The organism is Edwardsiella sp. A.80236, from assembly GCF_044540725.1.
Classification (GTDB): Bacteria; Pseudomonadota; Gammaproteobacteria; order Enterobacterales; family Enterobacteriaceae; genus Edwardsiella; species Edwardsiella tarda.
This window is the reverse complement of sequence record NZ_JBIUCY010000016.1, coordinates 1-25,328: the sequence shown is the minus strand read 5'-3', so window position 1 is coordinate 25,328 and position 25,328 is coordinate 1. Positions and strand designations below refer to the sequence as shown.

General features: G+C 58.0%; 27 protein-coding genes. 13 read left to right on the top strand and 14 right to left on the bottom strand.

Annotation, left to right across the window (positions count from 1 at the left end):
• Window positions 1–21 precede the first annotated feature (21 nt).
• Window positions 22–273: a DUF2766 family protein gene (locus tag ACEQFP_RS13420; RefSeq protein ID WP_005285267.1), complete on the top strand. Its 252-nt coding sequence runs from the start codon at window positions 22–24 to the stop codon at window positions 271–273.
• A 183-nt stretch (window positions 274–456) separates the two neighbouring features.
• Here the strand turns inward: ACEQFP_RS13420 and ACEQFP_RS13415 are convergent, their stop codons facing one another.
• From ACEQFP_RS13415 to ACEQFP_RS13390, 6 genes are all read right to left on the bottom strand, one after another.
• On the bottom strand, window positions 457–1,155 hold the full coding sequence (locus ACEQFP_RS13415; protein ID WP_370546791.1) for an amino acid ABC transporter permease: 699 nt from the start codon (window positions 1,153–1,155) through the stop codon (window positions 457–459).
• Between the two features lie 62 nt (window positions 1,156–1,217).
• Window positions 1,218–1,991, bottom strand: coding sequence for an amino acid ABC transporter substrate-binding protein (locus ACEQFP_RS13410; protein WP_097363931.1), 774 nt, complete (start codon window positions 1,989–1,991; stop codon window positions 1,218–1,220).
• A 180-nt stretch (window positions 1,992–2,171) separates the two neighbouring features.
• Window positions 2,172–3,287, bottom strand: a complete 1,116-nt coding sequence (locus ACEQFP_RS13405; RefSeq protein ID WP_370546790.1) for an SLC13 family permease — start codon at window positions 3,285–3,287, stop codon at window positions 2,172–2,174.
• A 12-nt stretch (window positions 3,288–3,299) separates the two neighbouring features.
• The gene (locus tag ACEQFP_RS13400; protein ID WP_005285277.1) at window positions 3,300–3,695 is read right to left on the bottom strand and encodes a helix-turn-helix domain-containing protein; all 396 of its coding nucleotides are present in this window, start codon (window positions 3,693–3,695) and stop codon (window positions 3,300–3,302) included.
• A 48-nt stretch (window positions 3,696–3,743) separates the two neighbouring features.
• Entirely contained in the window at window positions 3,744–3,971 is a 228-nt protein-coding gene (locus ACEQFP_RS13395) for a DNA polymerase III subunit theta (protein ID WP_005285279.1), read from the bottom strand.
• 111 nt (window positions 3,972–4,082) lie between these two features.
• Window positions 4,083–4,379, bottom strand: a complete 297-nt coding sequence (locus ACEQFP_RS13390; RefSeq protein ID WP_005285281.1) for a hypothetical protein — start codon at window positions 4,377–4,379, stop codon at window positions 4,083–4,085.
• A 349-nt stretch (window positions 4,380–4,728) separates the two neighbouring features.
• Here ACEQFP_RS13390 and rluB point away from each other — a divergent pair, with 349 nt between their 5' ends.
• The 3 genes from rluB to ACEQFP_RS13375 all read left to right on the top strand — a co-directional run bounded on the left by rluB (window position 4,729) and on the right by ACEQFP_RS13375 (window position 7,179).
• The gene (gene rluB / locus ACEQFP_RS13385; protein WP_005285286.1) at window positions 4,729–5,604 is read left to right on the top strand and encodes a 23S rRNA pseudouridine(2605) synthase RluB; all 876 of its coding nucleotides are present in this window, start codon (window positions 4,729–4,731) and stop codon (window positions 5,602–5,604) included.
• Window positions 5,605–5,835: 231 nt separating this feature from the next.
• Entirely contained in the window at window positions 5,836–6,573 is a 738-nt protein-coding gene (cobS, locus tag ACEQFP_RS13380) for an adenosylcobinamide-GDP ribazoletransferase (RefSeq protein WP_005285293.1), read from the top strand.
• Between the two features lie 9 nt (window positions 6,574–6,582).
• Entirely contained in the window at window positions 6,583–7,179 is a 597-nt protein-coding gene (locus tag ACEQFP_RS13375; protein ID WP_005293354.1) for an adenosylcobalamin/alpha-ribazole phosphatase, read from the top strand.
• Between the two features lie 5 nt (window positions 7,180–7,184).
• Here the strand turns inward: ACEQFP_RS13375 and cobO are convergent, their stop codons facing one another.
• Together cobO and ACEQFP_RS13365 are read right to left on the bottom strand one after the other, a co-directional pair.
• Entirely contained in the window at window positions 7,185–7,775 is a 591-nt protein-coding gene (cobO, locus tag ACEQFP_RS13370; protein ID WP_005285302.1) for a cob(I)yrinic acid a,c-diamide adenosyltransferase, read from the bottom strand.
• Between the two features lie 65 nt (window positions 7,776–7,840).
• Entirely contained in the window at window positions 7,841–8,623 is a 783-nt protein-coding gene (locus tag ACEQFP_RS13365; RefSeq protein WP_370555166.1) for a YciK family oxidoreductase, read from the bottom strand.
• A 226-nt stretch (window positions 8,624–8,849) separates the two neighbouring features.
• Between ACEQFP_RS13365 and sohB the strand changes: the two genes are divergently transcribed.
• Complete coding sequence (gene sohB / locus ACEQFP_RS13360; protein WP_035599136.1) at window positions 8,850–9,896, top strand: protease SohB; 1,047 nt, start codon at window positions 8,850–8,852, stop codon at window positions 9,894–9,896.
• A gap of 43 nt (window positions 9,897–9,939) precedes the next feature.
• Here the strand turns inward: sohB and ACEQFP_RS13355 are convergent, their stop codons facing one another.
• Window positions 9,940–10,191, bottom strand: coding sequence for a YciN family protein (locus ACEQFP_RS13355; RefSeq protein ID WP_005285317.1), 252 nt, complete (start codon window positions 10,189–10,191; stop codon window positions 9,940–9,942).
• A gap of 399 nt (window positions 10,192–10,590) precedes the next feature.
• Between ACEQFP_RS13355 and topA the strand changes: the two genes are divergently transcribed.
• The 5 genes from topA (at window position 10,591) to rlmA (ending at window position 16,549) form a co-directional block, all read left to right on the top strand.
• Entirely contained in the window at window positions 10,591–13,191 is a 2,601-nt protein-coding gene (gene topA / locus ACEQFP_RS13350) for a type I DNA topoisomerase (RefSeq protein WP_005285326.1), read from the top strand.
• A gap of 209 nt (window positions 13,192–13,400) precedes the next feature.
• Window positions 13,401–14,375: an HTH-type transcriptional regulator CysB gene (gene cysB, locus ACEQFP_RS13345; protein ID WP_005293360.1), complete on the top strand. Its 975-nt coding sequence runs from the start codon at window positions 13,401–13,403 to the stop codon at window positions 14,373–14,375.
• Window positions 14,376–15,130: 755 nt separating this feature from the next.
• Entirely contained in the window at window positions 15,131–15,247 is a 117-nt protein-coding gene (locus ACEQFP_RS13340; protein ID WP_071523920.1) for a DUF2627 domain-containing protein, read from the top strand.
• A gap of 41 nt (window positions 15,248–15,288) precedes the next feature.
• A complete protein-coding gene (gene cspE / locus ACEQFP_RS13335; RefSeq protein ID WP_004094893.1) occupies window positions 15,289–15,498 on the top strand; it encodes a transcription antiterminator/RNA stability regulator CspE in 210 nt (69 codons plus the stop codon).
• Between the two features lie 208 nt (window positions 15,499–15,706).
• A complete protein-coding gene (gene rlmA, locus ACEQFP_RS13330) occupies window positions 15,707–16,549 on the top strand; it encodes a 23S rRNA (guanine(745)-N(1))-methyltransferase (protein WP_370546788.1) in 843 nt (280 codons plus the stop codon).
• A 356-nt stretch (window positions 16,550–16,905) separates the two neighbouring features.
• Here rlmA and ACEQFP_RS13325 read toward each other — a convergent pair whose 3' ends face one another.
• The 4 genes from ACEQFP_RS13325 to manX form a co-directional block, all read right to left on the bottom strand.
• The gene (locus ACEQFP_RS13325; protein WP_005285356.1) at window positions 16,906–17,367 is read right to left on the bottom strand and encodes a DUF986 family protein; all 462 of its coding nucleotides are present in this window, start codon (window positions 17,365–17,367) and stop codon (window positions 16,906–16,908) included.
• 63 nt (window positions 17,368–17,430) lie between these two features.
• The gene (locus tag ACEQFP_RS13320) at window positions 17,431–18,294 is read right to left on the bottom strand and encodes a PTS mannose transporter subunit IID (protein WP_005285361.1); all 864 of its coding nucleotides are present in this window, start codon (window positions 18,292–18,294) and stop codon (window positions 17,431–17,433) included.
• Window positions 18,295–18,311: 17 nt separating this feature from the next.
• Window positions 18,312–19,112 (bottom strand): PTS mannose/fructose/sorbose transporter subunit IIC, encoded by an 801-nt coding sequence (locus ACEQFP_RS13315; RefSeq protein WP_005285364.1) that lies wholly within the window; start codon window positions 19,110–19,112, stop codon window positions 18,312–18,314.
• A gap of 56 nt (window positions 19,113–19,168) precedes the next feature.
• Window positions 19,169–20,134 carry a PTS mannose transporter subunit IIAB gene (gene manX, locus ACEQFP_RS13310; protein WP_068871397.1) on the bottom strand — a complete coding sequence of 322 codons (966 nt, stop codon included), beginning with the start codon at window positions 20,132–20,134 and terminating at the stop codon, window positions 19,169–19,171.
• 441 nt (window positions 20,135–20,575) lie between these two features.
• Here manX and ACEQFP_RS13305 point away from each other — a divergent pair, with 441 nt between their 5' ends.
• On the top strand, window positions 20,576–20,767 hold the full coding sequence (locus ACEQFP_RS13305; protein WP_035600454.1) for a hypothetical protein: 192 nt from the start codon (window positions 20,576–20,578) through the stop codon (window positions 20,765–20,767).
• Between the two features lie 5 nt (window positions 20,768–20,772).
• The gene (locus ACEQFP_RS13300) at window positions 20,773–22,335 is read left to right on the top strand and encodes a TerC family protein (protein ID WP_005285376.1); all 1,563 of its coding nucleotides are present in this window, start codon (window positions 20,773–20,775) and stop codon (window positions 22,333–22,335) included.
• On the opposite strand, the gene ACEQFP_RS13295 is transcribed toward ACEQFP_RS13300, so the two are convergent.
• Window positions 22,332–23,921 (bottom strand): EAL domain-containing protein, encoded by a 1,590-nt coding sequence (locus tag ACEQFP_RS13295; RefSeq protein WP_005285379.1) that lies wholly within the window; start codon window positions 23,919–23,921, stop codon window positions 22,332–22,334. The genes ACEQFP_RS13300 and ACEQFP_RS13295 overlap by 4 nt on opposite strands.
• Before the next feature lie 752 nt (window positions 23,922–24,673).
• Between ACEQFP_RS13295 and ACEQFP_RS13290 the strand changes: the two genes are divergently transcribed.
• Window positions 24,674–25,051, top strand: a complete 378-nt coding sequence (locus ACEQFP_RS13290) for a YgiW/YdeI family stress tolerance OB fold protein (RefSeq protein WP_005285383.1) — start codon at window positions 24,674–24,676, stop codon at window positions 25,049–25,051.
• Window positions 25,052–25,328: the final 277 nt, after the last annotated feature.

The following is a 25,328-nucleotide window of genomic DNA, read 5'->3' as shown; positions in this document are numbered from 1 at the left end:
CATGATGAACAAGGAAAAACCATGTCGCAGATGTTGACCGAAAGCGATGAATTGGCCTCCGATCTGGTGGCTTGCCAACTGGTGATTAAACAGATCCTGGATGTGATCGAGGTGATCGCGCCGGCAGAGGTACGCGCGAAGATGGCGCAGCAACTGAAGAGCATCGACTTTAATCAGCCAGGCATCGATGCGGTGACACAGCGCGGCGTGCAGAAGGCCATCGCCCTGATCGAGCTGAAGTTTAACCGTCAGGATGAGGTGGCTGCGCACTAAGGTGACGGCCTGCACAGTTTAACGCAAATAAATTGTTAAAAAAATGTAGTGTGATAATCTCTGTTTGTTGAATAATATCGACATAGAGTTTCTCATTGTGTATTAGCCCGCAGGCAGCGCCCGCGGGCTTTTTTTATGTCGTCAGTGGCCCTTACCGTTATCGTGTGGCGATCGGGGCTAGGGCTACTCATAGCGGCGGTAGTAACGCTCTAAGCGCAACTGCAACTTGCCGAGTAGGGTACTGAAGGCCAGGTAGATCAGCGCCGTCTCGCTGTAGATGATCAGCGGCTCGTAGTTCACGGCCACGATGCGCTGGGCGGCGAGGAACATCTCCGGCACGGTGATGACGGCGGCTAACGAGGTGTCCTTGAGCAGCGAGATAAAGGAGTTGGAGAGCGGCGGCAGACTGACGAAGACCGACTGCGGCAAAATGACCCGCCGCAGGGTCTGGCTGCTGCTCATCCCGATGGCGCTGGCCGCCTCCCACTGTCCGCGTGGTACCGACAGGATGGCGCCGCGCATGATCTCCGAGCTGTAGGCGCCGACGTTAAGTGTGAAGCCGATCAACGCGGCCGGGAAGGCGTCCAGGGTGATGCCGGCGCTCGGTAGGCCATAGAAGATCAGGAACAGTTGCACGAGCAGCGGAGTACCGCGGATCACCCAGACATAGAAGTCGGCGCAGACGCGTAGCGGCCAGACACCGTATAGACGGATTAAGGCGGTGGCCAGGCCCAGCAGGAATCCCCCGGCAAAGGCGAGGAGTGCCAAGGGCACGGAGAAACGTAGCCCGGCAGAGAGCAGTGGCCAAAATGCCTCCACCACCGGTTGCAGCCAGGTGGGGTGGGGCAGCGTGTCGAGCAGTGGGGATAACCAAGCGGGCATGGGCAGACTCCGTGCATGATCCCGTCACGGGGACGGGATCGAGCGAGAAATGAGTGGTGAGGTTACTGGGAGACGTCGCTGCCGAAGTAACGCTGCGAGATAGTATGGTAGGTGCCATCGGCGCGGATCTCGCTCAGTGCCTGGTTCAGTGCCTGTACCAACTGCGGCTGATCCTTACGCACCAGGATGGCCGAGTCGGCGCCCTGTTCGGCGACGGCGACCACCTTGAGAGGCGCGTTCGGTTTATGCTGCCGGAAGTCGAGGTAGGAGAGGTTATCGTTGAGGGTGGCCGCCGCTCGCCCGCTGATCACCAACTCCAGTGACTGGTTAAAACCGTCGGTCGGTACCAACTCCGCGCCATACTTTTGCGCCAGTTTGGCATAGTTACTGGTCAGACTCTGCGCCGCCTTCTGGTCACGCAGATCGGCAAAGCTTTTGATCTGGGCGTTGTTGTCACGCACGATCAGCACCGCCTTCGAGGTGATGTAGGGATCGGAGAAGGCGAACTTAGCCTGACGTTCCGGGGTGATCCCCACCTGGTTGATTACCGCGTCGTAGCGCTTGGCCGACAGGCCGGCGATCAGCCCGTCCCAGCGTCCCTCGACAAACTCCGGCTTCACCCCCATCTTGGCGGCGACGGCACGGGCGATGTCCACATCGAAGCCGACCAGTTTGCCGCTGGCATCATGATAGGTATAGGGGGGATAGGTGCCTTCGGTGCCGAATTTAATGCTGCCGGCAGCCTGAATGGCGGCCAGTTCATTGCCGCTCTGAGCCAGTGCGCTGCCGCTGAGCAGGGTGAGGGCCAGTAATGCCCGTGCTGTTGTTTTCATCATAGTCCCGCCTCGTGTGTGATGGAGCGGCCGTGACTGGCCGATGACAGCAGACTAACCGATACCGCACCGCCGGCTAAATCACATTGCGGGATTATTCATAACCAAATGGAATAACGCGACGCCGTATCGTGTCGACTCGATTCTCCGCGTCTCGGTTACGTCATGGCCGAAGGCGCGGGCTTAACGTAACCACCAACCGGCCAGCGCCGCCAGCAGCAGAGCGGGCAAACTATACAGATGAAATAGCCCCCAGATCCGGCGCTCTCCGGCCATGCGCAGGGCGATCAGGTTGGCCATCGAGCCAAGCGCCAACCCGAATCCACCGATGTTTACCGCGTAGGCGAGCGTCAGACTGGCGGGCTGGATCCCGAGCAACAGGATGGTGGCCGGCACATTGCTGATCGTCTGACTCAGGGCGATGGCGGAGAGATAGAGTGGGAGGCCTTGCATCGCCGCCGCCCGTTGGCTGAGGTCGGCCAGGGCGGGTAGACTGGTCAACAGGCGGACATCGATAAACATCGTGATGAACACCATCAGTAACGGCCAGTCGATGCGGCGTAGGGTCGTCGGCGCAAGGTAGAGTAAGGCGGCCAGCAGCACCGCTAACCCGGCGAGCGCTTGACCGGCATCGATGGCGATGATGAAGAACGGGTAGAGGGCGAGACAGCTCCCGAGTTGGCGCCGCCGTAGGTTACCTGCCGCGGTGAAGGTCGGCAGGCAGAGCTGGCGTCGCGGGGTGGTGAACAGGGTCAGCGTGAGCAGTAACACGCTGAGTAACGCCGCCAGCGGCAGCATGGCACCGGTGAAGGTCCAGAATCCCCAGCCAGAGTGGCCCCATAGCAGGATGTTTTGGGGATTGCCGATGGGGGTGAGCAGTGAGCCGACGTTGACCGCCAACGCCTCTAAAATGATCAGGCGCGTCACGGCCAGGTTAGCGAGTTTCTTCAGCGTCAGGGTCAGCGGAACCACGATAAACAGCGCCACATCGTTGGTCAGCAGCGCCGCCAGCGGTAGGGAGGCACCGACCAACAGTAGCGCGATGGCGCGTTCGTTGTGCAGGCGGGTGAGTAGGCGTCGTCCCAGCCAGTCGAAGTAGCCGCTACCTTCGATCCCTTTACTCAGCAGCAACAGGCCGGTCAGGGTGATGAGGGTGCGCCAGTCGATCCCCGCCGCCAGCTCGCGCGCGCTGAGTGAGCTGAAAGGTAATAATAGCGCGGCCAAGAGCAGTGGCAGACTCAGCAGGGGATCGCGCAGCAGCGTCAGTAGGCGTCCGATGACGCACCGGTAGCGTATCACGGTGTGTCGACGTCAGGCGCTTTGTACCGTCGCATACTGTTGATGCAACGGCGCGGGGGGGGTAAACGGTAAGTCGGCCAGCAGACGGTAACGGGTTGGTGTCACGCCGAAGTGTTTGCGGAACATATAGGTAAAGTGCGATTGCGAGGCAAAACCGTAACACAGTGCGATGTCGATGATGCCATCGTCACTATGACGTAAACGGCGTGCGGCACCGGTTAACTTACGCAGGCGGATGTAGCGCCCCAGCGATAGGCCGGTGGTTTCGCGGAAGATCTTCTGCATATGCCATAACGAGTAGCCGGAGTAACGCGCCAACTCATCCAGGTAGATATCGCGTCCCAGATGTTGCTCGATCCATTCGCTCAGGGCACAGACCAGAGCGGTGTTACGTTGTTGCTGTGTCATGGGGATTCCGCGCTGGGTGGAAGAGGACGCCCGAGCACCAGACGGGGATTAACGGCCGCCGTCGGGTTCGTAGGGCAGGGTGGCGAGCGACAGGGTGCGGTAATAGTGCAGACGCTCCCGAAAATAGCCGCGTAGCGCCTCGGGCTGCTCGCGCTCGACCTGTTCGGCGATCACCGGCATATGGTAACGCTCTTTGTAGGATACGCTCCCGGCGGCCAGATCGACATTGACGCGATCCATCTGCTCTTGGGATAGCGTGGCCAGATTAAAACTCATAACAGCCTCCTCTCGATATCGGGCTATTATTTCAGAATTTAGCGCTGGGAAAAAGGGTCGCAGGGGAGCGGGCCGTGCCCGCCCGGTCAACCGGGCGGTGGAATCAGGGGATCAGAAGGGATTCGAGTGGCGTGGCCCGCGCATAATCGGGCGACGTGGGCGGAACAGGGCGAGTAGCCCGCCGATCAGGGCAACGCTTAGCGCCACCAGATTGAATAGCAAGAAACCGGCCATCAGCAGGCTCATCATCAACACGGCACTCAGCAGCATTACGGCCTGGCGCAGCTTGCCTTCCAGCCCCATCTTGCGCGATTGACGCGCCAGATACATCCGCCAGTACTGCATCTGCTGCTGGAAGAAGGTACGCAGACGGCTGGTGGTGGAGGTGGTAGAAGAAACGTCGGTCATAGAAACTCCTTTAATTCCTACAGGATTTCCGCAGGATGGATGCAGCCTACGCGATCTGGGCCGCGGAGGCCCAGCGGATTTAGGCAATTTTACGCCCCTGACAAAACCTGACATGGCCGCCGGGATCGCGAGCTATTACAACAGCCGGATCTTAAGGATTGCTTAGGGCGGCGGACTTTTTCCTCGCTGGCAAATTATTCACGGCATATATCCCGATTTCGTGTAAAATAAGCGCCCGCGTCAGGCCAGGGCTGCGGCCCAGCGCGCTGAACGCCTGTTTTAGCATCGGTCGCCACGGCGGCCGGTCGACAATAACGACGCCTGTGAAGGCGACAGCTGAGGTTGCTCAATGAGCGAAAAATTACAGAAGGTTCTTGCCCGCGCCGGTCATGGCTCCCGTCGTGAAATCGAGGCGTTGATCAAAGAGGGGCGCGTGAGTGTGGACGGTAAACTGGCCACGCTGGGTGACCGCGTGGAGGTCACCGCCAACATGAAGATCCGCGTCGATGGCCGCGTCGTCTCCATCCGCGAATCCGAACAAGAGATCTGCCGTGTTCTGGCCTACTACAAACCGGAGGGTGAGCTGTGTACCCGCCGCGATCCGGAAGGTCGTCCGACGGTGTTTGACCGCCTGCCCCGCCTGCGTGGCTCCCGCTGGATCGCCGTCGGGCGTCTGGATATTAACACCTCCGGTCTGCTGCTGTTTACCACCGATGGCGAGTTGGCAAACCGCCTGATGCACCCGAGCCGCGAGGTTGAGCGTGAGTATGCGGTGCGCGTCTTCGGTCAGGTGGACGAGGATAAGCTGCGTCAGCTTAGCCGCGGTGTTCAGTTGGAAGATGGCCCGGCCAGCTTCAAGAGCATCAGCTTCCAGGGCGGCGAAGGGTTGAACCAATGGTACAACGTGACGCTGACGGAAGGGCGTAACCGTGAGGTGCGTCGCCTGTGGGAGGCCGTCGGCGTGCAGGTCAGTCGTCTGATCCGCGTCCGTTATGGCGATCTGACCCTGCCGAAGGGCTTGCCGCGTGGCGGCTGGCAGGAGCTGCCGTTGGAGAACATTAACTACCTGCGTGAGTTGGTGGAACTGAAGGCCGAGAGCACCAGCAAGCTGCCGGTGGAGCGCGAGCGTCGCCGCATGAAGGCGAACCAGATCCGGCGAGCCGTCAAGCGTCACAGCCAGCACGGTAGCTCGAGCCGTCGCGCCCCGGCCGCCAAACGCGGTTAAGCGTCACAGAGACCGTTTCATCGTAGATAACCGCTCCTCGGAGCGGTTTTTTTATCGCGCGTGGATGGCCTTCGCTCGGCCCGTTGCCGATTTTGCTTAGCCTGGGCTGGCATCACGCGCAGAAAGTGGTATTACTATTGGGGTATCAGTACGTTATTAGATCGTGTCCCGGCGCCGTTGGCGTGACGTCAGGTACGATGCTTTCCCTTTTTACGGACGACTCGACGGACAATGAAACTTTTCCTGGCGACCTTGCAGTTTATGACCCGCATCCCGGTCTCTCCACGTTGTAGCGATGACCTGGCGCTGAGCGACTATCCGCGCGGCATTATTTACTTTCCCTTTGTTGGCCTGCTGGTCGGGGTAATCAGTGCGTTGGCCTATGGCGTGTTGGCGACCACCTATGGCAGTTGGCTGGGGGCGGTGGCGGCGGTATTGGCCAGCGCGCTGGTGACCGGCGCCTTTCATCTTGACGGCCTGGCCGATACCTGTGATGGGTTGTTCTCCGCCCGCCCGCGCGATCGCATGTTGGAGATCATGCGGGACAGCCGTATCGGCACCAATGGTACGCTGGCGTTGATCTTCGTGATCCTGATGGAGGTGGTGTTGATCCAGCGTCTGGCGGGGTCGTCGTTGCATATCTACGCCGTGCTGGTGGCTCTGCCGCTGGTGAGTCGCACCCTGCTGGCGGTGATGATGTACCGCCAGCGTTACGCGCGCGAGAGCGGCATGGGGAATCTGTATATCGGCAAGATCAGCGGTAGCCACTACGCCTTGACCTTGGCGATCGGCCTGCTGCTAACCTTTGGCCTGCTGCATTGGCAGGGGTTGCTGGCCTTCTTCATCGCCTACCTGTTCGCCCTGATTTACCGCGCCTTCATTAACATGCGTCTGGGTGGGCAGACGGGGGATACGCTGGGCGCCGCCAATGAGTTGTCTGCGTTGGTATTCCTGTTGGCATTGTACTGAGGCGTGGCGATGGAACTGTATCTGGTGCGTCATGGTCAGACTCAAGCTAACCTGGATGGCGTCTACTGCGGGCGCAGTAATCTGCCGCTGACGGCGCAAGGGCAGCTGCAGGCACAGGCGGTCGCGCGCCAGTTACAGGGGGTGGCGTTCGACGTCGCCTATGCCAGTCGCCTGTTGCGTACCCAACAAACCTTGCGGCCGATCATCGGTGAGCAGGGCGCCTTCCATGTGCACGCGGGGTTGGATGAGATGGATTTCGGTGACTGGGAGCTGCGTCATCACCGCGATCTGGCGCGTGAGCAGAGCGCGGCCTACCAGGCGTGGTGCGATGACTGGCGGCATGCCGCGCCGCCGCAGGGGGAGAGCTTCACGGCTTTCAGCGCACGGGTGACGGCGACGCTCGACGAGTTGGTGGCGCGTCACGCCGGGCAGCGGGTGCTGCTGGTCGCCCATCAGGGGGTGCTGGCGCTGTTGTGCGCCCATCTGTTGGGGATGGCGGCGGATCAGATGTGGCATTTCACCTTTGCTCAAGGTTGCCATAGCCTGATCTCCATCGATCACGACTTCGCGCTACTGCGCCGCCTTAACGACCGCGGCGTCGGCTGAGGCGGTTACCAGTCGATGCCTTTCTGCGCCTTGATACCGGCGTTGAAGGCATGCTTTTCTGGGCGGATTTCACTCACCGTATCCGCCAAGGCGATCAGATCGCGGTGGCAGGCCCGTCCGGTGATGATCACCGACTGATGGGGGGGACGGGCACGTAACGCGGCAACGACCTCCTCCAGCGGCAGATAATGGTAACTGACCATGTAGGTCAGCTCATCCAATACCACCAGATCGAGATGCGGGTCGGCCAGCATGCGTTGCGCGTGGTGCCAGACCTGCTCGGCGGCCTCGATGTCCGCCTGCCGATCTTGAGTCTCCCAGGTGAAGCCGCTGGCCATCACCTGGAATTCGACGCCGTGTGGCTCGAGTAGGTTGCGTTCACCATTCTCCCAGGTGCCCTTGATAAACTGTGCGACGGCGGCCCGTTTACCATGGCCGACGCTACGGGCGACGGTGCCGAAAGCGGCGCTACTTTTTCCCTTGCCGTTGCCGGTGAAGATGATCACGATACCGCGCTCCTCACGGGCGGCGGCGATGCGGGCATCCACCTTCTCTTTCAGGCGTTGCTGGCGCTGCTGGTGGCGCTGTTGATCCATCCTCGACTCCTTAACGTAATGTGATGAGCTGGTCGCCCCACGCTCAATGGCGGGGCGCGGGGCCGTTAGCCGGCTCGACCGGGACGACGGCCGGGTTGGGCGTCCAGGCTACGACCATGTACGTTTTGGTTATCATCTCCCATCAGGTAGAGATACAGCGGCATGATCTGCGCCGGGGTGAGCAGGGTGTGGGGATCCTCATCGGGATAGGCGCTGGCGCGCATGGCGGTCCGCGTCGCCCCCGGGTTGATGGCGTTGACCCGCACCGAACTGGCCGCGAGCTCCTCGGCCCAGACCTGCATCATGCCCTCGGTGGCGAACTTCGAGACGGCGTAGGCCCCCCAACCGGCGCGACCCTGGCGGCCAACGCTGGAGCTGGTGAAGATGAGCGAGGCGCGGGGGGCGCGCTGCAACAGCGGCAGCAGATCGCGCGTCAACAGGAATTGGGCGTTGACGTTGACCTGCATCACCGCCTGCCATTGGTCATAATCTTGTTGCGCCAATGGCGCGATGTCACCCAACAGGCCGGCGCTGTGCAGCAGGCCGTCCAGTCGATCGACACGTTGACCGAGATCCGCGACCAGCGCTCGGCTCTGCGCCTCATTCAGGGTCAGCAGATCGCAACGGATGAGATGGGGACGTGGCGCCCCTTCGGCGACGATCTGCTGCGCCAGCGTCTCTAATCGTGTGCCATCGCGCCCCAGCAGGATCAGTTGCGCGCCGTGGCGGGCATAGCTGAGCGCGGCTTCACGGCCAATGCCGGCGCTGGCACCCGTCACCAGAATGATACGATCCTGTAACAGATCGGCGGGGGCAAGGTAGGCTTGGCCCGGCAGGGAAACGGTCATGGTAAGCTCCGAATACGGGAACAATGGCAGATCTATAGCCCGTCGCTCGGTCTCGGGTCAACGAGAATCGCGTTTGCGGCGTGCGCTTGGCGGATTTACAAGCTGTTTACCTGACAAGACTTGCTATTTTACGGCGTCCCCTTAGTCTGTGTGGCGTACGTGATGCGTATCCCGTGGCACGGGGGCGCTCAGTGGTATTAACAGCATGATGAACAAGGCGGTGAGTGTGGAGTGGTTATCCTTATATAGCCTGTTTTTGGCCAAGGCGGCGACGCTGCTGGTGGCTGTGGCGGCGTTGGTGTTATTGGTGCTCGGGTTACGTCAGCGCCAAGGGCATGGCGGCGGTGAGCTGCAACTGACGGATCTGGGCGAACAGTACCGTGAGATGCAGCGCAACATGCGTAGCGCCCGCCTACAGGGAGCCGCATTGAAACAGTGGCGCCGTTTGCAGAAGAAGGTGGCGAAGGCCGAGGAGAAACAGCGTAAGGCGGAGGCGCGAGGGGGATTGTTGGCCGCCGAGAAGCCCTGCATCTACGTGCTGGACTTTAAGGGCAGCATGGATGCTCACGAAGTGACTTCGCTGCGTGAGGAGATCAGCGCGGTATTGGCGGTCGCCGGCCCCCAGGATAGTGTGTTACTGCGCCTGGAAAGCCCCGGCGGGGTAGTGCATGGCTATGGGCTGGCGGCTTCGCAGCTACAGCGCCTGCGTCAGGCCGGCGTGCGTCTGACGGTGGCGGTGGATAAGGTGGCGGCCAGCGGCGGTTACATGATGGCCTGTGTCGCCGATCGTATCGTGGCGGCGCCCTTCGCCATCATCGGCTCGATCGGTGTCGTGGCGCAGATCCCTAACTTTAACCGTTGGTTAAAGAAGAATGATGTCGATGTCGAGCTGCATACCGCCGGTGAGTTTAAGCGCACCCTGACGCTCTTCGGCGAAAACACCGAGGCGGGGCGCGAGAAGTTTTGCCAGGAGCTGGATGAGACGCATCGTTTATTTAAGCAGTTCGTCCAGCGTCAGCGGCCATCGCTGGATGTCGATGCGGTGGCGACGGGTGAGCATTGGTACGGTGAGCAGGCGTTGGAGAAGGGGTTGGTGGATGAGTTGAGCACCAGCGATGATCTGCTCATTGCCGAGATGGAGCAGGCCGAGGTGATCGCGGTGCGTTATATGCGCCGTAAGGGGCTGATGGCTCGCATGGGCATGGCGGCGGCGCAAGGGGCGGATAGCCTGCTGCTGCGTTGGTGGCAGCGTGGTCAGCGCCCCTTACCCTAAGGCATGGCATTCGGCGCGCCCAAAGGGCGCGCCAGAGTGGGCATCAATCGGCCAGATGGTATTTTTCTGACAGCGTGTGAGCCAGGTGTTTGAACATGTTGAAGGCTGCGGTACTCTTCGGCGTCGGTAGCCCATCCTTATCCAAGAAAAACTCGCCACGAAAGACGAGCACATTCCCTTTCTGTTCGACGTCGGTAGCCACCATTCCCTGCATGTAATCTTCGTGATCGCGGATGATCTGATTGGCCTCGGCCAACAGTTGTTCGCGGGTGATCGGGGCAGTTTCATACAACATCTTTTTCTCTCCAACTGATACTTTTGGCTTATTTTACCCTGTCAGACGGGAGCGGCAAGAGGGGGATAGGATGGGGGAAAATTGGTAAAAATGTGCGGAGCGTGCTAATTAGGTTGCGTGGCGCTGACGATCGGGTAGAGTGAGGCACTTCTTGATTCTGACGGAATCTCTTGTTTACACTCTGCGCGCATCGCTTGCTGTGCCGCGGAGGGCGTAAGCGAAATATTGCGCTAGATCAGCGAATTGAGCTGTGTCTGCACAACGATGAGGCGTTTAGGACGGTGAGTCTTGATCTCTGCTGTGCCTGTCGCAATATAAAAAAGAATTCTATACAGTGCCGGTTTAATGGCGAATTAAAGGCTTCTGGCAACAGAAGGATGCATTCAGGTAAAGAGAATTATGGGTAAAGCTCTCGTTATAGTTGAGTCCCCGGCAAAGGCCAAAACCATAAATAAGTATCTCGGCAATGACTACGTGGTGAAGTCCAGCGTCGGTCATATCCGCGATTTGCCGACCAGTGGCTCAGCCAGTAAGAAGGGCGCTGCCTCGACCGACGACAAAACCAAGACCAAGGTCAAGAAGAACGAGCGCGATGCGCTGGTCAATCGCATGGGGGTCGACCCTTATCACGACTGGCAGGCGCATTACGAAATTCTGCCGGGCAAAGAGAAGGTGGTCGCGGAGCTAAAGTCTCTGGCCGAAAAAGCTGACCACATCTATCTGGCAACCGACTTGGACCGCGAAGGGGAGGCCATCGCCTGGCATCTGCGTGAGGTGATCGGCGGCGATGACGGGCGCTATAGCCGCGTGGTGTTTAACGAAATTACCAAGAACGCTATCCAGCAAGCCTTTAGCCATCCTGGCGAACTGAATATCGATCGCGTCAACGCCCAGCAGGCGCGCCGTTTTATGGACCGCGTGGTCGGTTATATGGTGTCGCCGCTGCTGTGGAAGAAGGTCGCGCGCGGCCTCTCTGCGGGGCGTGTACAGTCGGTGGCGGTGCGGTTGATCGTTGAGCGGGAGCGGGAGATTAAGGCGTTTGTGCCGGAAGAGTATTGGGAGTTACGCGCCGATCTCGCCGTCGGTGCCGAGACGAACTTCCAGGCTCAAGTGACCCACTGCAACGATAAACCGTTTAAACCGGTCAATGCGCAACAGAGCCAGGCGGCCGTTAGCGCGTTGGAACACGCCCGTTTCGTGGTGCGTGAACGGGAAGATAAACCGACCAGCAGCAAGCCATCGGCCCCCTTTATCACCTCGACGCTACAACAAGCCGCCAGTACGCGTTTGGGGTTCGGGGTGAAGAAGACCATGATGATGGCACAGCGTCTGTATGAAGCGGGCTACATCACCTATATGCGTACCGACTCGACCAACCTGAGCCAGGACGCCCTGAATATGGTGCGCGCCTATATCGGCGACAACTTCGGTGCCGAGTATCTGCCCGCGCAGGCTAACGTCTATGCCAGCAAGGATAACTCGCAGGAGGCGCACGAGGCGATCCGTCCATCCGATGTGAAGGTCTCCGCCGACGACCTTAAGGGGATGGAAGACGACGCGCTGAAACTGTACCAACTGATCTGGCGTCAGTTCGTGGCCTGCCAGATGACGCCGGCCAAATATGATGCCAGCACCATTACCGTACAGGCGGCGGATTACACCCTGAAGGCGCGTGGGCGTACCCTGCGCTTCGACGGTTGGACACGGGTGTTGCCGCAGCTGCGTAAGGGCGACGAGGATCGGACGCTGCCAGCGGTGGAGAGCGGGCGGGCACTCGACCTGTTGCAGCTGCAACCCAGCCAACACTTTACCAAGCCGCCGGCTCGATTCAGCGAAGCCTCGTTGGTGCGCGAGTTGGAGAAGCGTGGCATCGGTCGCCCGTCGACCTATGCCGCCATCATCTCCACCATTCAGGATCGCGGCTATGTGCGCACCGATAATCGTCGTTTTTACGCCGAGAAGATGGGGGAGATCGTCACCGATCGCCTGGAAGAGAACTTCCGCGAATTGATGAGTTACGACTTCACCGCCCACATGGAAGATGGCTTGGATCGGGTTGCCAATGCCCAGGCCGACTGGCGTGGGGTGCTCGATGGTTTCTTTAGTGACTTCAGCCAGCAGCTTGAGGTCGCGGAGAAGACGCCGGAAGAGGGGGGAATGCGCCCCAATCCGATGGTATTAACCAGCATCGCCTGCCCGACCTGCGAGCGTGCGATGGGGATCCGTACCGCCAGCACCGGGGTATTCCTTGGCTGCTCCGGTTATGCGCTGCCGCCGAAGGAGCGTTGCAAGACCACCATCAATCTGATCCCCGAGGCCGAAGTCCTCAACGTGCTAGAGGGCGAGGACGCCGAGACCAATGCGCTACGCGCTAAGCGGCGTTGTCCGAAGTGTGGCACGGCGATGGACAGCTATCTGATCGATAACCATCGTAAGTTGCATGTCTGCGGTAATAACCCGGCGTGTGACGGTTATGAGGTGGAAGAGGGCGAGTTCCGCATCAAAGGGTATGATGGTCCGGTGGTGGAGTGCGATAAGTGCGGGGCCGAGATGCACCTGAAGATGGGGCGTTTCGGTAAGTATATGGGTTGCACCAACGAAGCCTGTAAGAATACCCGCAAGATCCTGCGTAACGGTGAGGTGGCGCCGCCGAAGGAGGATCCGGTGCCGTTGCCGGAGCTGGCGTGCGAGAAGTCCGACGCCTACTTCGTATTACGCGATGGTGCCGCCGGGGTATTCCTGGCCGCCAATACCTTCCCTAAATCGCGCGAGACCCGCGCGCCGTTAGTGGCGGAGCTGTTCCGTTTCCGCGATCGCCTGCCGGAGAAACTGCGCTATCTGGCCGATGCGCCGCAGCAGGATGAACACGGCAATCCGACGCTGGTGCGCTTTAGTCGTAAGACTAAGCAACAGTATGTCTCCAGCGAGAAAGAGGGCAAGGCTACCGGTTGGAGCGCCTTCTTCGTCGATGGCAAGTGGGTCGAGAGCGAGAAGAAGTAAATCGTACCGACTGAATGCATTATGATGCCGGCCTTGGGCCGGCATTTTTTGTCTAGGTGTGTGGGTGCGTGCTGGAGGAGAGAACCGGTTATCCGCTTATACGTTTAGTAACATAATGATATAGTAGTGATATAAAACCATTTCGTGGTTTTTTAGCGTTAGTGTCCATGCATCGCACTAACCAACGCACACTTAGGATGGCACCGGCTATGAAATTGCAGCAGCTTCGTTATATTGTTGAAGTTGTTAACCACAACCTTAACGTATCCTCTACCGCCGAGGGGCTATATACCTCGCAGCCCGGCATCAGCAAGCAGGTTCGCATGCTGGAGGATGAACTGGGGGTCCAGATCTTCTCGCGCAGCGGTAAGCACCTGACGCAGGTGACGCCGGCGGGACAAGAGATCATTCGCATCGCCCGCGAGGTGTTGTCCAAGGTTGATGCCATCAAGGCGGTGGCGGGAGAACATACCTATCCCGATCAAGGCTCGCTGTATGTGGCGACCACCCACACTCAGGCGCGTTATGCCTTGCCCGCGGTGATCCAGGACTTTATCCAACGTTACCCGCGGGTGTCGCTGCATATGCATCAGGGCTCACCCAGTCAGATCGCCGAGGCGGTCAGTAAGGGGAATGCGGATTTCGCCATCGCCACCGAGGCGCTGCATCTGTATGCCGATCTGGTGATGTTGCCCTGCTATCACTGGAATCGTGCGTTGGTCGTGCGCCCCGATCATCCATTGGCTGGATGCGGCCAGGTGAGCATCGAGGCATTGGCGGAATACCCGCTGGTGACTTACACCTTTGGTTTTACCGGGCGCTCGACGCTGGATCAGGCCTTTAATCAGGCCGGGTTAACGCCACATATCGTCTTCACCGCGACGGATGCCGATGTGATCAAGACTTATGTCCGCCTGGGGCTTGGGGTGGGCGTGATCGCCAAGATGGCGCTCGACCCACAGGTTGATGCCGATCTGGTGGCGCTCGATGCCAGCCATCTGTTCGGCTTTAGTACCACCAAGCTCGGGTTTCGCCGCAGTACCTTCCTGCGTAGCTACATGTATGACTTTATCGCCCGTTTTGCGCCGCATCTGACGCGCGAGGTGGTCGACGCGGCATTAGCGTTACGTAGCAATGAAGAGATTGAGGCGATGTTTCAAGATATTGTCCTACCGATTAAATAGTTTGAATCAGTCGCGGCTATTTTTATGGATCCGTGAGGCGCCGCGCCATATACCCTGGCGGCGCCGCTTGGCATTCGGCGCGATGGCGGCGACGGCATCGTGATATTACGGCGGTGAGGGCGGTGCGCTGGTATTAAATAGGTCATATAAAGCAGCTGAATGCTGATGTATCATTTTTCCTGCGGGATATAAATAATCGGTGTTCGGTGACGATGATTATTTTTTCAAATCATTATTCTGTTAATAATCGGTAAGTGATTATAAATAGAATTATCAATATATTATCATGATTTACTCACTGTACTGTTCAGTACGGTGCTCCTCTCTATCGCTTTTACGATGCTATTTGGCACTGTTCTTGAATAAAGGTTAAAAAAGCAATTTGTACTATGATTAATCTCACTTCGTTCTGATGAGGCCGGCTGGAAAAATAAGTGAAAAATGTATAACGCATCGCATTTCAAACTTATTATTTGCTGTTTTTCGCCGAGAAGAGGATGACGAATGGGCCAGAATAGCGTAAAAAGGAACGCATGAGAGTCAGAGGAGAATGGCAGGGAGATGCTGGAAAAGTGAACGTCATCGAGACAGCAGAAAACACTGTTCATGGCAACTTATTTCAGCATAAACATGGCCAATTTTCCGCCGACCGTTTTATTTCTGTGCGACATGTCGATCACTGCATAAAAATGGCTTGCCATTGAATAGAGAGTGTGTGATAACGCATTCGAGTAAAGCGAGGTACAGTTCTGTCTATGTGTGGCATTTTCAGTAAAGAAGTTCCCAGTAAAAACGTTTGCGTTGATTACTACTTCTCTGCCGAACCTTATCTTAGTGCCTCAAGCAGTAACGACTCTAGTTTGTCTGTGTAACGCCTACGGGCGGTTTAATCAATAGTAAGGAAATACGTAAGATGGCTAAGATCAAAGGTCAAGTGAAGTGGTTCAACGAAGCGAAGGGTTTCGGTTTCATCACCCCGGCTGACGGCAGCAAGGACGTGTTCGTTCACTTCTCTGCAATCCAAGGCAATGGTTTCAAAACTCTGGCTGAAGGTCAGCACGTAGAGTTCGAAATCCAGGATGGCCAGAAAGGCCCGTCTGCTGTTAACGTAACTGCTATCTAAGCTACGTTAGTGGTTAGAAAACCCGCCGCCGGCGGGTTTTTTTATGGCTAGCGATACGATCTCCCTAATCGACCTCAAGTTTCGCATCGACCTCAAGCTCCTTGGCTCGGCTTGCACCCAGCGTCGCCGACCAGGATAATACCCGCATCCGCGATGTCGCCGCCCAATGGCCGCCGGCGTCCTCTCCCCCGTTAAAAGAGTAAACAGCATGCCGTACCAATGTCCCCTATGTCACTCCACGTTGCGTCTGGACGGGCGCCAGTGGAGTTGTGCCAACAATCATCGTTTCGACTGCGCCAAAGAGGGCTATGTCAATCTGATGCCGGTACAATTCAAGCATTCGCGGCAACCGGGCGACAGCAGTGCAATGATGCAAGCGCGTAGCGCCTTCTTACAGGCGGGGCACTACCAACCGCTGCGTGACGCCGTCCAGGCGGCCCTGGCGCGTTATCTGCCGGCACCAGGCTGTAATGTGCTGGATATCGGCTGTGGTGAGGGCTATTACACCGCCAGTTGGTGTGAGGCGGCACAGGCGCAGGTCTATGGCTTGGATATCGCGAAGGTCGCTATCCGTTATGCGGCCCGTCACTATCCCGCAGTACGCTTCTGCGTCGCCTCTAGCCAGCGTCTGCCGTTCGCCGATGCCAGCATGGGCGGTGTGGTACGCATCTACGCGCCCTGTAATGCAGCCGAATTAGCGCGCGTTGTCGCTGACGGTGGTTGTCTGGTGACGGTGACGCCTGCGGCACGCCACCTCTACCAGTTGAAGGAGTTGGTCTACCCTCAGGTACACCTGCACGAACAGAAAGAGGAGTTGTTAGCGGGATTCACGCCGGTGGCGAGCCAGCGTTTAGCCTATGAGATGAGCCTCAGCGGCGCGCAGGCCGCCGATCTGCTGCAGATGACCCCCTTTGCTTGGCGAGCGGCACCAGGCGTCTCAGAGGCGTTACGCGCGCGTAGCGCATTGATGTGTGAAACGGATTTCTTAATCCGGGTCTACCGACGCGATGCGGCTCCCGTCGACCAGGCGAGGGCGGATACGCGCGCCTAAAGCGCTCACGCTCCTCCCGTGCCGCTCGGTGGGCAATCTGGCTTGGCGCTTGCCGTGTTGCTCAGGCGAACCGTGCCATGCCTCTCCCTCGTGCGCCGTCGCGGGGGCTGGGGCGCTCAACATATTGCGGCCATCCCCCCGGGTGATGTCCACCGCCACCGAGCAGTGTGCGACGCGCCATCCTCGCCTCCACGGCCGCTAGACGGTCGAGTTGTGGTGGATGAGGCTGGCCTACCGGGGGAGGGCGTTGAGCGGCGAGAGCGGCGGTAGGCGTGGGATATGACGGTGTGCAATCCGCGGTGAGGCGTGCATGACGAGGCGAGGGAGCGTGCTACGGCTCCCGCGTCAGGGGTTAATTACTGCTGATGCTCCAGCATAAACTTGTAGATATCATCCAGGGCGTCGAGTTTGGCGACCTGGATCAGCAAGCGGCGTTTTTCCAACTCGATCACCAGAATACCGTCTTCAGACAGATTCATGCCGCGGATGCGCGCATAGTCGATAAACACGTTGCCGTAATAGAATCCCTGCGCTTTAAACAGCAGCTTGGGCCAGCGCAGATAGAAAATATAGATCGAGACGATGATCAGCGTGGCCAACAGCCAGGTGGTAAAGGGGTCGCCCTGATCGCTGATGTTACGGTAGGCCAGGATGGCTAACAGACCGATAAAGATAAAGCTGTCGGCTTTGTTGCGCCGTTTTAGGTTAACGCGCAACAGCGTGGCACCACGTTGGCGCGGCATGATCGCCTCATCGTAGACGGCGTAGAGCAGGAACAGCACGATAAAGACCAACAGGGCGATATCGGTTAAAGACATGAACAACTCCGCAGGTAGGGATAAAACGACACCGGACGGCCGAAGCCGCCCGGTGTGGGGAGATTACTGACCGAGCAAGCCGATCCAGTAACCAAAGATACCGATGAAGAAGAAGCCCACGATGATCCACAAGGCGTTCACCTTGCGGCGCAGCAGCCACATACAGCCAAAGGTCAGCAGCAGCGGCACCAGACCCGGCATCAACTGATCCAGGATATTCTGGACCGTGGTGACGGTGGTGTGGCCCTCTTGGTTGGTCACCTTAGAGACCACCAACGGAATGTTGACGTGGGTCCACTTGTTGACCAAGGCCCCCATGACAAACAGGCCGAGGATGGACGCCCCTTCCGTCAGTTTCTGCAGGAAGCCGCCGCCCATATCGGAAACGATATCGACCCCTTTCTTATAGCCGTAGGCGACGCCGTAGTAACGAACCAGCAGACGTACCAGGTTAAACAGCACGAAGAACAGGATCGGGCCCAGCAGGCTACCGGTCATTGCGATACCGGCACCGAGGGCGGCGAACACCGGACGGACGGTACCCCAGAAGATCGGGTCACCGACACCAGCCAGCGGTCCCATCAGACCGACCTTGATACCGTTGATCGCGGCATCGTCGATCGGGGCGCCGTTAGCACGTTCCTCTTCCATCGCCATGGTCACGCCGAGAACCGGCGCCGCGACGAACGGTTGGGTGTTAAAGAACTCCAGATGGCGGCGGATTGCCTGGCGGCGTTCTTCGCTGTTCTCCGGATACAGGCGACGGATCACCGGCACCATGGAGAAACAGAAACCCAGCGCCTGCATACGTTCGAAGTTCCATGAACCTTGGAAAAGGTTAGAGCGCAGGAATACACCGCGGATATCGCCAGCGGTCAGCCTCTTCTCACCCTGAGACGGGGTTACAGATGAAGTCGTATCAACCATTTTTCTCACCTTCTCTCTTAGTCCAGTTCGTTGTCGAGATCGTTATTGCCGTTGGCAGCGGACTGTACCACCTGCGCCTTGTTGTATTTCGGGCTGAGCTGGATATACAGGATGGCCATGACCAGACCCAACACACCCAGTGCAACCAGGTTGAAGTTGGTGAACGCCGCGGTAACGAAGCCCAGGTAGAAGAACGGCATCAGGTAGCCGGCACGCATCATGTTGATGACCATGGCGTAACCGACAACGACGATCATACCGCCCGCGATACCCAGACCGGTGGTGACCACCTCAGGAATGGCGCTCAACATAGAGTGAACGGCATCGGTGCCCACGGAGACGGCGACGATGACCGCCGGAATGGCGATACGCATCGCTTGCAACAGCAGGGCAGAGCAGTGCAGGAACGAGATAGCGCGCAGATCACCACGTTCCGCCGCCCCGTCAGCCGCGTGCTGGAAGCCCACGGTGATGGTACGCACGATGATGGTCAATACCTGACCGGCCGCAGCCAGTGGAATCGCCAGGGCGATACCGGCACCGATGCTTTGCCCACCGGCGATGACCAGGATGGTGGAGATGATGGAGGCCAGGGCGGCATCCGGGGCCACGGCGGCACCGATGTTCATCCAACCCAGGGCGATCATCTCCAGGGTACCCCCGATGATGATACCGGTTTTCATGTCGCCGAGTACGATACCGATCAGGGTACAGGCGATCAGCGGACGGTGGAACTGAAACTCATCGAGGATAGAGCCCATCCCCGCAATACATGCCACGATAAATATCAGCACAATCTGAAGAGTGGTAATCTCCATTGTACTTCTCCTTTTACCAAAGAGCTGAGTTAGTTAAATCAATGCCTTGCGGCATATCAGTTCATTTTACTAATGAGGTCCATCATCTTCAGACGCGGATCGTTGGACACCTTACGCACCTCTAGCTCGATACCGCGGGCATCCAGCTTCTTGAAGGCTTCGATATCCGTTTCATCGACGGAGACGGCATTGTTGACCTGGGTTTTCCCCTGGCGGAATGCCATACCACCGATGTTCACCGAGGTGATCTTGACGCCACCCTCGACCAGACGCTCGACATCGGTCGGGTTGGTAAACAGCAGCATCACGCGATCGTTCGCGTATTTCGGGTTGTTGTAAACGCGGATCATCTTGGCGACATCCACGACGTGGGCGGTGACGCCCGGAGGAGCCACCTGCTTGAGCAGGGTAGAGCGAACGTGGTCCTGGGCGACTTCATCGCTGACGACGATGATGCGTGAAACCCCGGTTTCCTTGGTCCAGCGGGTGGCGACCTGACCGTGAATCAGGCGATCGTCGATACGCGCCAGACCAATGGTCATATGATCTTCGGGATTCATTGGCTTGGCGGGAGCTACCGCTGCCGGTGCGGCCGGTTTCGCGGCGCTGGCGGCTGGGGCTTCCTCTTTCGCACGTAGGGCACGCACACCTTCGCGCCCGGTCTCCAGGGCGATGGCAACGAGCTCATCAAAAGCGGGGTTATCGTCGCGCGCCATAAAGGTCTCGACCAACATCGGCACGTTGACGCCGGTGATCACTTCATAGTGCTCTTTGTCCAGTACGATCCGGCTAGCGGCGTTAAACGGGCTGCCGCCCCAGGTGTCTACCAGGAAGATGACCCCTGCGCTGGTATCCATCTGTGCCAGTTTCTGACTGTACTTTTCGATCAATGTTTCGGCATTCTCACCGGGCACGAAGTCGATAAAGCCAACATTACTCTGTTCGCCCAACAACATTTCGGCGGTCTTTAACAGCTGCTCCGCCGCGGCCCCGTGAGTACCGATCATAATAGCAATACTCACTCGCTACCTCCTCTGCTTTCCTTGATACTTTCACGCCGCGAAATAAACCCGACGCACCGTATGCAATTAAAGATACGAACTGTTTAACGAAACATCCATGTTGAGTCACTGCCCGCTGAAATTTCTTTGATCTTGCCGACATAGTGATCGTGCCTTACAAATCAATCAATTAAATTTATGAATCGATTCAGGCGTTGTCTGCAATCGGTTTCAGCAGGATTTATTTTAGTCAGTAAAAAAAATTTTTATGTGACGTCCATCGGTTATTAGTACATACCGTGAATAAATGTAGCGCGCATGGCGCTTTTTTGTGCGCCGACTTTTACGATTTTGTGCACGATAACGATAAAATGTTACCGCGCTACCCGTAGAATGACGGCGTGTTTCTTGTTACAGTAGCGCATCTATTTAAAAGAAGGAGTATTGGGTTAAACCCAACCTATGGATCGTCACCGACGCCGTTTCACCGTCCCGTTATCTTTCCCGATCGTTTCTCATTCCTGCCGTTTCTCGCCGTGCGCCAGCCTGCTGGAGGATTCCCTGCGCGTTGTGCTGTCTGCGTTGCCTCACCGTCAGTGCATCGCCATCCTGGCGTCGGATCTGCGCGCTAGCCGCGTCGGCTTAGCGGAGTAAACGCCATGGAACTGTTACTCGACCCATCTATCTGGGCCGGCCTACTGACGCTGGTGGTGCTGGAAATCGTCTTGGGTATCGACAACCTGGTCTTCGTCGCCATCCTGGCGGAGAAGGTGCCACCGCACCAGCGAGACAAGGCGCGCCTCATCGGGCTCGGCTTGGCCTTGATCATGCGCCTGGGCTTGTTGTCGCTGATTTCGTGGATGGTCACGCTGACCCGGCCGCTGTTTAGCATCGCCATGTTCTCTTTTTCCGGGCGCGACCTGATCCTGTTGCTGGGCGGGCTTTTCCTGCTGTTTAAGGCCACGATGGAGCTGCATGAACGCCTCGAGGGACGGGTGCATGCGGTGAGTCAGAAGGGGTATGCCAGCTTCTGGTCGGTGGTGGTACAGATTGTGATTCTGGACGCGGTCTTCTCGCTGGATGCGGTGATTACAGCCGTCGGCATGGTCGACCATCTGGCGGTGATGATGGTGGCGGTGGTGATTGCCATGGCGATCATGTTGTTGGCCTCCAAGGCGCTGACCCGGTTTGTTAACGCCCATCCGACCGTGGTCGTCCTGTGCCTCAGTTTCTTGTTGATGATCGGTTTGAGCCTGATGGCAGAAGGCTTCGGCCTGCATATCCCGAAAGGGTATCTGTATGCCGCGATTGGCTTCTCGATCCTGATCGAGCTATTCAACCAGATCGCCCGGCGCAACTATCTGCGTCATCAACAGCATAAACCGATGCGTCAGCGTACCGCAGAGGCCATCATGCGTCTGATGGGGGGCGAACGCGGCGTGGCGCCGGAGAGCGCGAATGAAGGGATCTTAACGCCCGGAGAGGCGGGCGCCTTCGCCGCCGAGGAGCGCTATATGATCAGTGGCGTGTTGACCCTGGCCTCGCGCTCCTTGCGAACCATCATGACGCCACGCAATGAGATCTCATGGATCGACTGCCGTCAGTCGGCCGATGACATTCGCCGCCAGCTGTTAGAGACCCCGCATAGTCTGTTCCCGGTATGTGAGGGCAGTCTGGATCAATTGTTGGGTGTGGTGCGTGCCAAGGATTTACTGATGGCGCTGAAGCAGGGCGTTCCGCTCGCGGAGTTCGCCGCGCAGCATACCCCCATCGTGGTGTTGGAGAGCCTGGATGTCATCAACGTGCTGGATGTGTTACGCCAGGCGAAGGGGCGGCTGGTGATGGTCAGCGATGAGTTCGGTGAGGTGCAGGGTCTGGTCACCCCTCTGGATGTGTTGGAGGCCATCGCCGGCGAGTTCCCCGATGAAGATGAGACCCCGGATATTGTCACCAACGAGAGCGGTTGGTTGGTCAAGGGCAGTACCGATCTCCACACCTTGGAGCAGACGTTGGGTGTACACGGCCTGGTGTTGGGCAGCGGTACGCAGTATGCCTCATTGGCGGGGCTGCTGCTGGCGCACTTCGATCGGATGCCCGCGGTTGGCGCCGCCTTGACGCGAGATGGGCTGCGCTTCACCGTGGTCGAGGTGGAGGAGTATCGTATCGAGAAGGTACAGGTCGAGCGTATCCCCGAGGATCCGACGCCATTGCCGGAGGCTTAAGCCTGACATGGAGTAGGCGTCTCCTCGACATGACATTGCCCGTGCTGCGCGAGCCAGCGCGGGAATTCACTCAACGGCATCGGGCGGGCGAACAAGAATCCTTGCATGGCGTACACCCCCTTCTTACGCAGGTAGTCAACCTGGTGCTCATCCTCGATCCCCTCGACCACCAGATGTAAATGCAGCTGGTGGGCCAGATCGATCAGCGAATCCAGTACGGTGGCGTTGATGGCGTCACTGCCGATAGTCGTGCAGAAGGAGCGATCGATCTTCAGCATGTCGGGTTGCAGATCTTGCAGATAGCTTAATGATCCGTGTCCGGTGCCGAAGTCATCCAGTGCCAACCAAACTCCCAGTTCTCGTAGCCGTTCTCGCTGTTGATAATCTTGGCACGGCAGCGGGGTGCGTTCGGTCAACTCGACCATGAGGCGTTGCTGAGGGTTAACGCTGAGCCATAGCCGTTGAATATCTTGCGCCAGGAGCCCCTGAGCGACATGCTCTGGCGCGACGTTGATGCTGAGATAGAAGTTTTCATTGGCGGGAAACAGATGGCGCTGTGCCGCGAGCATCGTGAGCAGGTAACGGGTCAGCGGAATGATCAATCCGTTTTGCTCGGCGAGGGGAATGAAGACCTCGGGTGAGGTCCAGCCGTGGCGAGGGTTGTACCAGCGCAGCAAGATTTCGACGCCTTCGCAACAGCCGCTCTGGGCGCGAATGATCGGTTGGCAGTAGAGCTGGAGTTCGCGCCGTTGTATGGCCTGAGTGAGGGGGTAAGCCAGGCTCATCCGGTTGGCCGCGGCCAGATAGACTAATCCCGCCGACAGTAGGAATAACAGCAGCGCCAAGGGGAGATGTTGTGGCAGACGCTGTAACGCCAGGACGCGGGGAGGGGGGGCGAACAGGCTGATGGAGAACGGATAGTTCTTCGAGTGTAACTCCAACTGTGGTGAGTCGCCCTGCGGTACTGGGTAAGGCAGTATCCGTCGATCCTGGAAGCGCAAGGTATGCCCAGCGACATTCAGCGCCATATAGTCGACATCAGGGGTATGCGGCGCCAAGATAAATGAGGAGAGGGTGGCGATATTGAAAATATGTACGATGCCACTGTCCGGCTCTTGCGCTATGGGCAACCAGAACAGCAATACCGGGATGCCGCGGTTAAACAACCGCGCCGGCCGCAAGACCAGGGTTCGCTTAGCCACTTGCAGCTCGGGATAGACGGCATACAGCGAGGTGAAGGGTTGATGCAGCAGATTAGAGCAGGTGATCATGCCGTGCTTGACTAATAGCACCGCCCGGATAGTTTCGAGATGGATCGCCATACTACTCAGTAAGGGGCTGATGATGTCACAGTTTTGATCACGCCAGGCCAGACTGTTTTGGCTGACACGTTCGGCGTGAGCGAGCTGGGCATCGAGTTGAGCGATCGCCATATTGGCCATCTCGTGTCGAGCCTGGCGTATGGTCCCGAGCTCTTGCTGATAGCGTACCGCGAGCGAGCCCATCCCCACCAAGGCGCCAACGAGGATAGCGAATAACAAGTGATATAAGCGATAGTGTTTACCCACCCAGGTGGAGTTATGCATCAGGGTGCCCTTTCTTATTTTTTCTGCTCGCGATGGTGGGAGAGTACACGTGTGTGCCTGTTAGCAGGCTGCGGCACATGTTACGGCCCGATGCGTTGATCTTTAGTCGCTTCTTTTTTCCGCTGCGCTACCTAGGCTACATTCGACGATGTCGATATGCGTGGTAATCATTAGCCTTAGCGCCTATCCCATTAAGCTATTTTATTTGCCATGTTGGCCCTGGGTAGTGCTCACACAAAACTTAACCAAGCTTTGTACGCCCTTCAGGGCGGCCCGAAGGGTGAGCGAAGCGAATAATCCTCACGTATTGCGAGTACGCTCCGGTTGTTGCGCACTGTCCGTGTCCAAACTGGCAGCAACACGATACGCCCGACTAGGATAGGCTCTTAATCCTTAAGAAAGAGAATAACCTAGCGGTAGCGGAAAAGATCTCCGACCACTGTCAGCATACGCGATTTTTCTTATTGCGCCGCACGATTGACCGCGCTGAAGCGGGAATTAGGATAAAGCTTAATGCCGCCTGTTCTCGTGCCGCCTTGCATATACGATCTTCGTTTAGGAATCGCCGTAACGTAACCGGGAGCGACGAGCCACGAGCCGCGAGCGAGTCTTTTCCGCGTGCAGAGGTTGCCTAAGGTGAGGCGATCGCTTACTGTGACTATAATGATCTGGATAAACAAGTAGATATCAAAATGGTCTGCGGCCATCGCCTGGCCGACAGGCCCCATACCGCATGGATAAGGAGTGGTAAGATGAACAACTCGCTCAAGGGTGTGATCCTGGCGCTATCGGTAATCGGGTTGGCGGCGTGCAGCACGCCACCGCAGACCTCATTGGGGGGCGGTTTCGATGGCCCGCATCAGCAGACGGTGATGACGGTCAGCCAGGTCGAGAAAGCCAGCGTGATCGATGAGGGGCAGATGGTCTTGCTGCGCGGGCATATCGTACAGGCATTGGGCGGTGAAGATTATCGTTTCCGTGATGAGAGTGGTGAGATGACGCTGATCGTTCCAAATAGCGCCTGGGCAGGGCGAGTGATCACGCCGCAGCAACGCGTCAGCGTACAAGGGCGTATCATCAAGGAGTTCGATGGCGTGAAGTTATATACCGTCGCTATTCGCCTCGATTAAAGGCGTCAGGTGGCCGGGCATCTCCGGCCGCCGCTTGCGCGCAGGATGACGCATGGCGCGCGAACGCGGAGGAGCCATCAAGGCTATCGCTGTGGTCTAGGGCAGGGAGGCGTGCGTCGGTTCTCAAGGGAAACGGATGGTTTTTATCGCGATAGGAAATGCGTGGGCGCAAGTCGTGAAATAGCTTTCGGGGAAAGAGAGATGGTGCGTCCGAGTAGACTCGAACTACCGACCCCCACCATGTCAAGGTGGTGCTCTAACCAACTGAGCTACGGAC

Excerpts from the sequence above, each read along its gene's own strand:
- ACEQFP_RS13410 (WP_097363931.1), bottom strand. The coding sequence starts at position 1,991 with ATGATGAAAACAACAGCACGGGCATTACTGGCCCTCACCCTGCTCAGC.
- ACEQFP_RS13320 (WP_005285361.1), bottom strand. The coding sequence starts at position 18,294 with ATGGTTGATACGACTTCATCTGTAACCCCGTCTCAGGGTGAGAAGAGG.
- topA (WP_005285326.1), top strand. The coding sequence starts at position 10,591 with ATGGGTAAAGCTCTCGTTATAGTTGAGTCCCCGGCAAAGGCCAAAACC.
- ACEQFP_RS13300 (WP_005285376.1), top strand. The coding sequence starts at position 20,773 with ATGGAACTGTTACTCGACCCATCTATCTGGGCCGGCCTACTGACGCTG.
- ACEQFP_RS13400 (WP_005285277.1), bottom strand. The coding sequence starts at position 3,695 with ATGACACAGCAACAACGTAACACCGCTCTGGTCTGTGCCCTGAGCGAA.
- ACEQFP_RS13325 (WP_005285356.1), bottom strand. The coding sequence starts at position 17,367 with ATGTCTTTAACCGATATCGCCCTGTTGGTCTTTATCGTGCTGTTCCTG.
- cspE (WP_004094893.1), top strand. The coding sequence starts at position 15,289 with ATGGCTAAGATCAAAGGTCAAGTGAAGTGGTTCAACGAAGCGAAGGGT.
- ACEQFP_RS13390 (WP_005285281.1), bottom strand. The coding sequence starts at position 4,379 with ATGACCGACGTTTCTTCTACCACCTCCACCACCAGCCGTCTGCGTACC.
- rluB (WP_005285286.1), top strand. The coding sequence starts at position 4,729 with ATGAGCGAAAAATTACAGAAGGTTCTTGCCCGCGCCGGTCATGGCTCC.
- ACEQFP_RS13420 (WP_005285267.1), top strand. The coding sequence starts at position 22 with ATGTCGCAGATGTTGACCGAAAGCGATGAATTGGCCTCCGATCTGGTG.
- ACEQFP_RS13355 (WP_005285317.1), bottom strand. The coding sequence starts at position 10,191 with ATGTTGTATGAAACTGCCCCGATCACCCGCGAACAACTGTTGGCCGAG.
- ACEQFP_RS13295 (WP_005285379.1), bottom strand. The coding sequence starts at position 23,921 with ATGCATAACTCCACCTGGGTGGGTAAACACTATCGCTTATATCACTTG.
- cobO (WP_005285302.1), bottom strand. The coding sequence starts at position 7,775 with ATGGATCAACAGCGCCACCAGCAGCGCCAGCAACGCCTGAAAGAGAAG.
- ACEQFP_RS13340 (WP_071523920.1), top strand. The coding sequence starts at position 15,131 with ATGTGTGGCATTTTCAGTAAAGAAGTTCCCAGTAAAAACGTTTGCGTT.
- cobS (WP_005285293.1), top strand. The coding sequence starts at position 5,836 with ATGAAACTTTTCCTGGCGACCTTGCAGTTTATGACCCGCATCCCGGTC.
- ACEQFP_RS13415 (WP_370546791.1), bottom strand. The coding sequence starts at position 1,155 with ATGCCCGCTTGGTTATCCCCACTGCTCGACACGCTGCCCCACCCCACC.
- ACEQFP_RS13375 (WP_005293354.1), top strand. The coding sequence starts at position 6,583 with ATGGAACTGTATCTGGTGCGTCATGGTCAGACTCAAGCTAACCTGGAT.
- ACEQFP_RS13315 (WP_005285364.1), bottom strand. The coding sequence starts at position 19,112 with ATGGAGATTACCACTCTTCAGATTGTGCTGATATTTATCGTGGCATGT.
- ACEQFP_RS13305 (WP_035600454.1), top strand. The coding sequence starts at position 20,576 with ATGGATCGTCACCGACGCCGTTTCACCGTCCCGTTATCTTTCCCGATC.
- cysB (WP_005293360.1), top strand. The coding sequence starts at position 13,401 with ATGAAATTGCAGCAGCTTCGTTATATTGTTGAAGTTGTTAACCACAAC.
- ACEQFP_RS13395 (WP_005285279.1), bottom strand. The coding sequence starts at position 3,971 with ATGAGTTTTAATCTGGCCACGCTATCCCAAGAGCAGATGGATCGCGTC.
- ACEQFP_RS13365 (WP_370555166.1), bottom strand. The coding sequence starts at position 8,623 with ATGACCGTTTCCCTGCCGGGCCAAGCCTACCTTGCCCCCGCCGATCTG.
- ACEQFP_RS13290 (WP_005285383.1), top strand. The coding sequence starts at position 24,674 with ATGAACAACTCGCTCAAGGGTGTGATCCTGGCGCTATCGGTAATCGGG.
- rlmA (WP_370546788.1), top strand. The coding sequence starts at position 15,707 with ATGCCGTACCAATGTCCCCTATGTCACTCCACGTTGCGTCTGGACGGG.